Origin of the sequence: Rhodococcus sp. IEGM 1372, assembly GCF_030056835.1 — a bacterium.
GTDB lineage: Bacteria > Actinomycetota > Actinomycetes > Mycobacteriales > Mycobacteriaceae > Rhodococcoides.
The window spans coordinates 147269-155685 of sequence record NZ_JASHKS010000003.1 but is presented as its reverse complement, the minus strand read 5'-3'; the positions used below and the strand labels follow the sequence as shown (position 1 = coordinate 155685).

Here is an 8417-nt window from a genome sequence, read left to right as displayed (position 1 = left end):
ACTCGAGACGAATGCCGTCGAATACGAATCACTACCACCAGGGGACAGAAGTGAAACTGATCAGAACAGCAACGGTAGCGGTGGCGTTGACCGCTGCGGTGGCCACCGGAGCAGGCCATGCTGTGGCAGACCCGTCGTCGGACCCGGTGAATTACGAGACTTCGGTCAACCCGGACGGCACGGTCACCACCATCCTCGATGCCGGGCTGTTCCGGGTCGACGCCACGAGCGAGAACGTGTCCGTCATCGACCAGGCCGGTGCCACGCTCGCAACCGTTCCGCTGGAATACACCATCAACGGCACCGTCTACTCGATCGCACCGCTGATCGGTGCCGAGGGTCGCGAACTGACGTTGACTCCGCAGACGGTTCCCGTCGCCGAGGTCGCAGGTCCGCGGACCAAGCAGCAGGCATTCGACAACATGGTCAACCAGCTCGCAATCGGCTGGAACAACGGTGGCGGTGTCGGCACGGCGATCGGCGCAGGCCTCGGCTTCGCCATCGGCTGTGTATCGATCTTCCCGAACTTCATCTCCGGGTGCATCATCGGAACCGTCATCGGTACGGTTGCCGGCGCGGTCATCGGTACGTCCAACGGAAACCCGCAGGCTCAGCCTGCCGTGTTCGAGTACTTCACCACTCCGTAAGGCAGAACGGCCCCGAGCCGACGGAGGTCCGAACAGCGGGTGGAGCGCGTGCGCTCTACCCGCTGTTCGCTGTCCGCCCGGTCAACGCCCGGCGCATCGACACGGCTTTGACCATCGTCTCCTCGAACTCCTCGTCGGGATCCGACAGTGCCACGATTGCACCACCCACTCCGTACGTCACTTCGTGCTCGGTGGCCACGATCGTGCGAATGACGATCGAGAAGTCTGCGGTGCCGGTGATCGAGAAGTAACCGATGGCACCCGAGTACACCCCGCGCGGTCCGTCTTCGAGCTTGTCGATGATCGCCATCGTGCGGATCTTGGGGGCTCCTGTCATCGAACCACCGGGAAACGCGGCACGGATACAGTCCGCCGCGGATGCGTCCTCGCGCAGGCGGCCACGAACGGTCGAGACCAATTGGTGCACGGGAGCATAGGTTTCGACATCGAACAGCTTCGGTACGTGAACCGACCCCGGCACGCAGACCTGGGCGAGGTCGTTGCGCACCAGATCCACGATCATCAGATTCTCGGCCTTGTCCTTCTCGTTCGCGACGAGATCGGCCTTGAGCGCGTTGTCTTCTTCCGCCGTGGCTCCGCGGGGACGCGTCCCCTTGATCGGCTTGGACTCGACTACGCGGTCGGCGTCGATGCGCAAGAAGCGTTCCGGAGACGCACTCAACACCGACAGCTCGGGAAACTTCAGCAGCGCACTGTACGGAGTGGGGTTGATTTCACGCATGTACGAGTAGGTGGCGGTCGCGTCGATGGATCCGGCTACGGTCGCCGTGTTGGTCAAACAGACCTCGTACGTCTCACCGGAGCGAATCTCGGCGAGGCACTGGGAAATCAGATCGAGGTAGTGGGCACGGTCGTGGCGTAGACGGGGCTCGAGCGATCGATCTGCTCCGAGCAGGGGAGTGCCCGACGCTGGCGCATCCGCGTGGTCGTTCGGGACTGCCTTTCGAGACAAGCCACGCAGGGTCTCGGTGACAGAGTCGAACCACTGCGCCAACACAGGATCCCCGGGGGTGGTGGCCAACCCCATCAGATACAGGGTGCCGGCTTCGTGGTCGAACACCAGCGCGCGATCTGCGAAGACCATCGACGCGTCGGGAGTCGAGGCCGTGTGAACCAGTTGGCCACCGGTATCGGCCTTGAGCTCGTATCCCAGATACCCCACGTAGCCGAGTCCGAATGCAAACGGTAGGTCGTGTCGAGGGGGAGTGGACCGCTCTCGCAATCGCTCGTCGATGTAGTCGAAGAATGTCGAGTGGATGCGCTCGGTCGTACCGTCGGCACCTTGCACGGTCACCGTGGTCTCGGCAACCGAGTAGGTCACGTACTCCGCATGAGGACCCGAGCAGTCGCCCATGACGGTGAATCTGCAGTCGGGTTCGAGAGCCGCGCTACCGTCCAGCCAGAAACTCTTCGAGCCGTCCGCGAAAAGAGCGTCGAATACCTGCTCGGAGTCGAAAGCCTCGTCGAGCGAACGTGTTTCGATGGTGAAGATCGAATCCTGAGTCCGTGCGGCGCTCGATGCGGCCGATTGAGCCAGTGTCAGATCGCGGAAGTTGGCGAGTAGTTCGCGGCCGTATTCGGTACTGATCGACTCGGGATGGAACTGAACGCCCCACATGGGCTTGCTCCGGTGCCGCACGGCCATGACCAGTCCGTCGGGCGTCCATGCGACTTCCTCGAAGTCGGCAGGGGTGCGGGTCACCACGAGCGAGTGATACCGCACCACCGAGTAGGGCGAGGGGATTCCGGCGAACAGGTCCACGCCGGAATGAGTGATGTCGGTGATCCTGCCGTGCATCGGCGCGGGCGCGAGATCGACACTGCCACCGAACAGATGGCACAGACCCTGATGCCCGAGGCACACGCCGAGTATCGGTAGACCGGACTCGAGTATCACGCGAGAACTGATCCCGAAGTCCTGCTCCACATCGGGCCGCCCTGGACCGGGTGAGATCACGACGTTGTCGAAAGCCTCGAAATCCAAAGACGTCCACTCGACGTCGTTCTTGACCACCGTTGGCGGCCGTCCGTTCACCTCGGTGAGAAGGCTGTACAGGTTGTAGGTGAACGAATCGTAATTGTCCACCAGGAGCGTATGAATCGTCATCGGCGTGCTTCTACCGTTTCCTGTCGAGGCCCGGCCCGGGCGTCGGAGAATCGATGATCGAATCCTCGACGCGACATGCCTCTGCAATCATCGTTCGGTACAGATCTTCGAGAAAGTCGGGGGACATCCCATTGGCCGACGCGAATTCTCTCGCTCGCTCTGTCACCAATCCGACACGGCCTGGTTGCATCATCGGAATGGCGTGTTCTCGTTTTACGTGTGCAACACGTACACACACATCGATGCGGTCTCGAATTGCAGCGCGCAGAACTTCGTCGATTCCGTCCAACTCGCGCCTCAACTCCGCAAGCTTCTGCTCGCCGACTGCGCGATGGCCTTCCGATTCCGCTTCGGAGGCCGCCGTGCGCAAAGCGTCGGTCGAGCGCTGATCAGAATCCTGGCTCACGAGTTATTGCCCCCTGATTTTTCGAGTGCGATGCCGCTGTTTATCGGTATTGTCCGACAACTGTTACGGCGACCGTTCACGAATCGTCCACTTGTGTGACAACCGATACTCCATGATGGCACCTCGGACAGCCACCTCGCCACTCGATCGTATTGGAATAGCTGGTCAGGCGACAATGAATGCAACAAAGGTCCGCGAAAACATCCGATAAGTTCGATATACATAAAAAAAACTGCACCGCCGGATTGTTTCCAATCAGGCGGTGCAGAGTGCGGCGAACGTCATGCGCCGCGGCGCTTGACCTTCAGCAGGTCCAAACGCTCTTTGAGAAGCTCCTCGAGCTCGTCGACCGAACGACGCTCGAGCAGCATGTCCCAGTGCGTACGGGGAGGCTTGACTTTCTTGGCCTCCGGCGCGGTTCCCTCGATCAGCGACCCTTCCAGACCGTTGCGGCAAGCCCAGGTTCCGGGAATCTCGGCATCGTCGGCGAACGGTACGTCGAACTCCTCGCCGTTGTCGCACCGGTAGCGCGCAACGCGGCGGGGCGCCAGGTCGTGATCACGGTCGGTCTCGTAGCTGACCGCTCCCAGTCGGCTACCTCGAAGTACACGATCTGCCATGGTGAAGTCCTCTCCATCGATAGTAGGTACGTGCGTCGAAGCCATCCGTCGACATCGAACTACACCGTCTACCCACTGATCTACAACGTCGCCGCGCGTCGGTTCGTTCCCGGGCCGATGAGTCCCGGTGCGATCCCATCGGCGCAGCTTATCGGGCGATCTTACCTCGCGGCCGCAGTAGGCTGAACGACCATGTCCGCCAGAACCCGCCGCGACCAGACATGCGCCTGGTGCGGGCGCCCGGTCGCCGATACAGGAACCGGCCGTAAGCGGCGGTACTGCCGTCAATCGTGCCGTCAGCGAGCCTACGAGCAGCGCAGCGCGACGAAAGGGACGTCGATTCCCGACGACGCCGTCGTGCTGACCGCGGAGGAGGTGTCGGCCGTGGCAGACAGAGCGTTCGAGGTTCGGTGTGCCGCCGAGGACGTCAGCACGGCGGTGGCGGAAGGTGCCGACGCTGCGGAACTGCACCGACTGTGCGCCGAGCTGTTGGCCAAAGCTCATGACGCAGAGCGACTGCGCTGAACTGCGGTTCCTTACTCGTTCACCGACTCCATGGACAATGGTCGTACCGCCCGCGCGACTGCGCAGGCGGTACGACCTAGTGAGGAGCTCCATGGCGTTCTGGGATCAACTCAAATCCAAGGCACAGGAATTGAACGGCCAGCTGCAGACCAAGACCAGCCAGTTCAAGAACAAGGAATTCGCCAACGGCAGCATGGCCATGTGTGCCCTGATCGCGGCGGCGGACGGCACCATCGATCCTGCCGAGCGCCAGAAGACGGCATCACTGATCGCCGGCAACGAGGCTCTGAGAGTGTTCGAGCCCGACGAGCTTCGGCAGAAGTTCGACTGGTACTGCGACAAGCTGCAGGGAGACTTCGACTTCGGGAAGGTCGAGGCGACAGCCACGATCGGCAAGCTGAAGTCGAAGCCCGACCAGGCACGGGCCGTCATCCAGATCGGCATCATCATCGGCGGCGCGGACGGCCACTTCGACGATCACGAGAAGGCTGCCGTGCGCAATGCGTGCTTCGCAGTCGGAATCGATCCGGCCGAGTTCGAGCTCTGAGTCCTTCCGTACGAAAGGACCGCGGTAGTCGATCGTGCTGACGGCGATCGACGAAGTCATCAGGCGACTTCGTCGATCGCCGTTCTCGTCGGCAGTCGCCGCTGTGAAATGTGGCGTATGCCGGGATACTAGGGGCACTCCGACGGCTTGTGCCGACGTCGAAAGATCCGTTGGAGATCCGGTTGCAGCCCACCAGCAAAGGGACCGTGCATGACAGTTGCCGCGATCTACCTCGTCATCGCCTTCGGTCTGGGCGGACTCGCCATGGTGGTACGGCTACCTCCCTTGGTCGGGTTTCTCGCTGCCGGTTTCGTCATCAATGCGCTCGATGTCGGTGAGGTGCCCCAGCTCGAGCTGATCGCCGACCTGGGCGTGACACTGCTGTTGTTCGCAATCGGTCTCAAGCTCGACGTTCGTATTCTTCTGCGCCGGGAGGTGTGGCTGACAACATCGGTGCATCTGGTGGCGAGCATCGTGGTCGGTACCACCGTGCTGTGGCTCGCCGCCGTCGCCGGGTTGGCCATGTTGTCCGGCCAAAGTCTGACGACGATAGCGTTGCTCGCATTCGCGATGTCGTTCTCGAGCACAGTGTTCGTGGTCAAGGTTCTGGAAGAGCGAGGGGAGTCGCACGCCCTCTACGGACGGGTGGCGATCGGTGTCCTGGTCATGCAGGACATCGTTGCCGTGGTTTTCCTCACCATAACCAGCGGCTCGCTACCGAGCCCATGGGCGGTGACGCTCGTACTGCTGTGGCCGGTGACGCGGATCCTTCGGAAGATCTGGAGCGGACTCGGCCACGGCGAGATGCAGTCGCTGTTCGGCATCGTGATGGCGCTGGTCCCGGGTTACGCCCTGTTCTCCGCCCTGGGGCTCAAGGGGGATCTGGGCGCACTGGTCATCGGCGTGTTGCTGGCATCGCATCCGGCCTCGTCGGAACTGTCACGATCGCTGTTCCACATCAAGGAACTGCTCCTGGTGGGCTTTTTCGTCTCGATCGGTTTGTCCGGGCTGCCGGACCTACCCAGTCTCGGTGTCGCCCTCCTCATGGTGCTTCTGCTGCCACTCAAATCCGTCCTGTACTTGGCGCTGTTCGCCCTGATGAAGTTGCGATATCGGACCGCGCTCCTGGCCGGACTGAGCCTGATGAACTACTCCGAATTCGGCCTGATCGTCGTGTCGGTAGGAGTGACGACCGGCCTACTCGCACCGGCCTGGCTGGTCGAGATGTCGATCGCCGTGGCTTTGAGTTTCGTCGCGTCGGCTCTGGTGAACGGTCGTGGCCACCTGATGGTCGAGAAGATCGCGACCCGTCTACCCGAGCAGGACGAGTCGAGCTTGCATCCCGAGGAACGCTCCGGCGATGCCGGCGACGCCGAGGTGGTCGTGATCGGAATGGGGCGTGTCGGGTTCGCGGCATATCAGCGGCTCACCGATCACTACGGCCTCGATGCCGTAGGAGTCGACTACGACGGGCCTCGCATTCGTCGCCTGGCTGATCAGGGACTACGAGTCATCGAAGGGGACGCAACCGATCTCGATTTCTGGCATCAACTACGGCATTCCGAGTCGGTACGCATTGCCGTGCTCGCGATGCCGCGTCACGGTGCCAATGTCACAGCACTCGCCTGTCTGCGCGAATCCGGATTCAGTGGAACAGTTGCCGCAGTGGCCCGCTACGACGACGAAGTGCAGTGGGCCAAGGAGCACGGCGTGGACATCGCGTTCAATGTCTATGCAGGTGCGGGGTTGGAATTGGCGGATCAGGTCGCCACGACATCGCCCGATCCCGTCGGCAACGAAAGCGACTCCGACTTCGGTACCTCGCAGTCCGAGAAGGTCCCTCGGCCGACCACGGGACCGGTACCGCTCGATGAGCATCCCTGACCGATTCGCGTGGGATATTCGAGGGCCAGGGGAGAGACACCGAATCGGCGACTGGACCGCGGCCTGCTCGTCCCAACTCCACCCTTGCAAAACGTCACTGTGACGATTCGGAGGGTTGAAGGTGGGCGAGCGGGATGCAAGAGAGTGACGCAAGCTCGATCGGATTCACACATTTCATCCGGATCCACACATTTCATTCAACCGTCGCGAGGAGCTGCCCGTTGGACAACAGCGCCGAGTGTCCGCCGCAGTGCTCGAGTGGGACGTGCACACAGCGTTCGACGCGGAAGCGTTGTGAATGCGTCGGCCACAGGAACCGAACCGCCGCAGCGTCCGTCGACACCTTCTGAACTGCTGCTCCGTTTTGCCGATAATCAACATTATGTCAACTAATTGGAACCCACGGCTCTGCGTCAGTTACAGCGCAATACCTCTCTGTTTCAGCGGGCCTGGCTAGGCAGGGAAATCCGCGCTACGAGATAGTGTTTCGTTCGACCGGATGTCGCTCAGGTTTTCTTCCAGCGCGTCGATCACGGCGTCGTATCCGCTGTTGCCCAGGATCAGCCGGTGTGGCGGTGGGTCCTGGGCCATCGCTGCGATCACCGCACGGGCACCGCGATGCGGGTCTCCCGGTTGCACCCCGTTCATGTCGACGAAGGCGGCCCGCACCTGTTGCAGCATCTCGCGGTATTCCGGAATGGCCTCCGCGATGGGCTCGTCGGCGAATCCGGCGTACGCGTTCGTGCGGAAAGCGCCCGGTTCGACTGCCAACACGGAGATGCCGTGCTCGGCGACTTCCTGGCGCAGCGCGTCGGTGACGGCCTCGCTCGCGTATTTCGTGGCGCTGTAGTAGCCGAATCCGACCGCCGCCAGAAGCCCGGCCACCGAGGACACGTTGACGATCCACCCGCTTCCGCGAGTGCGCATACCTGGTAGCACTGCGCGCGTGACGGACAGCACGGCGAAGAAGTTCAGCTCGAACATCGCCCGTATCGAGGACTCGTCCATTCCCTCGATCGATCCGTACCAGCCTCGACCGGCGTTGTTGACCAGCACGTCGATACCGCCGAAATGCTCCTCGGCCGTGTGCACCGCGCGGAGCACCTGTGCTGCGTCGGTGACATCCATGGCCACTACGAGAACGCGGTCACCGTACCGATCGGCCCACGCCGCCAATTCCTCCGGACGCCGGGCGGTGAGTACCACGCGGTCCCCCGCCTTCAGCGCCACCTCGGCGTACGCCATGCCGAAACCGCCGGGTGTGCCACCGGTGATGAACCATCGCTTGCTCATGGTTCGATCACCAGCCGCTGGATCAGCGCACCGTCGAGCGTGAAGCGGTAGTGCAGGTCGACGACTCCCCCGGGGAAGTTGCCTTCCAGATGTTGCTCGACGTCGACAGTCGTGCCGGTCGTGGTCGCTCCGGTGAACTCGCTCGTGTAGGTGTACTCACTCTCACTGACCGAGGCGATCAGCCAGGCCTCGATCTCGTCTCGGCCCGAGTAGTCGTGGCCCTCATCGGTCACCACGGCATCCGCGGTGAATACGGAGAGCCCGCGAGCGCCTTGCTTGGAGTCGAGTGCGGTCATGAACTTCTTGACGTTGTCCGGGAGTCCATCCCATTGTGTTGTCATGACCCCACGGTGATGCCTCCCCCAAG

9 protein-coding genes are annotated in these 8417 nt (G+C 62.2%); 4 read left to right on the top strand and 5 right to left on the bottom strand.

What is annotated here, in order from left to right; all coding sequences use genetic code 11:
• Positions 1 to 50: 50 nt before the first annotated feature.
• On the top strand, positions 51 to 647 hold the full coding sequence (locus QM590_RS05330; protein ID WP_094641778.1) for a DUF8020 domain-containing protein: 597 nt from the start codon (positions 51 to 53) through the stop codon (positions 645 to 647).
• Positions 648 to 702: 55 nt separating this feature from the next.
• Here QM590_RS05330 and pabB read toward each other — a convergent pair whose 3' ends face one another.
• The 3 genes from pabB to QM590_RS05315 form a co-directional block, all read right to left on the bottom strand.
• Positions 703 to 2775, bottom strand: a complete 2073-nt coding sequence (gene pabB, locus QM590_RS05325) for an aminodeoxychorismate synthase component I (RefSeq protein WP_094641776.1) — start codon at positions 2773 to 2775, stop codon at positions 703 to 705.
• 10 nt (positions 2776 to 2785) lie between these two features.
• Complete coding sequence (locus tag QM590_RS05320; protein WP_082898863.1) at positions 2786 to 3181, bottom strand: chorismate mutase family protein; 396 nt, start codon at positions 3179 to 3181, stop codon at positions 2786 to 2788.
• Positions 3182 to 3462: 281 nt separating this feature from the next.
• Complete coding sequence (locus tag QM590_RS05315) at positions 3463 to 3801, bottom strand: RNA polymerase-binding protein RbpA (RefSeq protein WP_027497120.1); 339 nt, start codon at positions 3799 to 3801, stop codon at positions 3463 to 3465.
• Positions 3802 to 3993: 192 nt separating this feature from the next.
• Between QM590_RS05315 and QM590_RS05310 the strand changes: the two genes are divergently transcribed.
• The 3 genes from QM590_RS05310 (at position 3994) to QM590_RS05300 (ending at position 6757) form a co-directional block, all read left to right on the top strand.
• Entirely contained in the window at positions 3994 to 4326 is a 333-nt protein-coding gene (locus QM590_RS05310) for a hypothetical protein (RefSeq protein ID WP_068051195.1), read from the top strand.
• Positions 4327 to 4417: 91 nt separating this feature from the next.
• Positions 4418 to 4873, top strand: coding sequence for a tellurite resistance TerB family protein (locus QM590_RS05305; RefSeq protein WP_032398482.1), 456 nt, complete (start codon positions 4418 to 4420; stop codon positions 4871 to 4873).
• A 210-nt stretch (positions 4874 to 5083) separates the two neighbouring features.
• The gene (locus tag QM590_RS05300; protein ID WP_269594091.1) at positions 5084 to 6757 is read left to right on the top strand and encodes a cation:proton antiporter domain-containing protein; all 1674 of its coding nucleotides are present in this window, start codon (positions 5084 to 5086) and stop codon (positions 6755 to 6757) included.
• A 453-nt stretch (positions 6758 to 7210) separates the two neighbouring features.
• On the opposite strand, the gene QM590_RS05295 is transcribed toward QM590_RS05300, so the two are convergent.
• Together QM590_RS05295 and QM590_RS05290 are read right to left on the bottom strand one after the other, a co-directional pair.
• Positions 7211 to 8050: an SDR family NAD(P)-dependent oxidoreductase gene (locus tag QM590_RS05295; protein ID WP_269594090.1), complete on the bottom strand. Its 840-nt coding sequence runs from the start codon at positions 8048 to 8050 to the stop codon at positions 7211 to 7213.
• Complete coding sequence (locus QM590_RS05290) at positions 8047 to 8391, bottom strand: nuclear transport factor 2 family protein (RefSeq protein WP_269594089.1); 345 nt, start codon at positions 8389 to 8391, stop codon at positions 8047 to 8049. Before QM590_RS05290 ends, QM590_RS05295 begins: the two co-directional genes overlap by 4 nt.
• Positions 8392 to 8417 lie beyond the last annotated feature (26 nt).

What these genes read in the sequence shown, in the direction of transcription:
- QM590_RS05300 (WP_269594091.1), top strand. Translation starts at nt 5,084, where the DNA reads ATGACAGTTGCCGCGATCTACCTCGTCATCGCCTTCGGTCTGGGCGGA.
- pabB (WP_094641776.1), bottom strand. Translation starts at nt 2,775, where the DNA reads ATGACGATTCATACGCTCCTGGTGGACAATTACGATTCGTTCACCTAC.
- QM590_RS05315 (WP_027497120.1), bottom strand. Translation starts at nt 3,801, where the DNA reads ATGGCAGATCGTGTACTTCGAGGTAGCCGACTGGGAGCGGTCAGCTAC.
- QM590_RS05305 (WP_032398482.1), top strand. Translation starts at nt 4,418, where the DNA reads ATGGCGTTCTGGGATCAACTCAAATCCAAGGCACAGGAATTGAACGGC.
- QM590_RS05295 (WP_269594090.1), bottom strand. Translation starts at nt 8,050, where the DNA reads ATGAGCAAGCGATGGTTCATCACCGGTGGCACACCCGGCGGTTTCGGC.
- QM590_RS05290 (WP_269594089.1), bottom strand. Translation starts at nt 8,391, where the DNA reads ATGACAACACAATGGGATGGACTCCCGGACAACGTCAAGAAGTTCATG.
- QM590_RS05310 (WP_068051195.1), top strand. Translation starts at nt 3,994, where the DNA reads ATGTCCGCCAGAACCCGCCGCGACCAGACATGCGCCTGGTGCGGGCGC.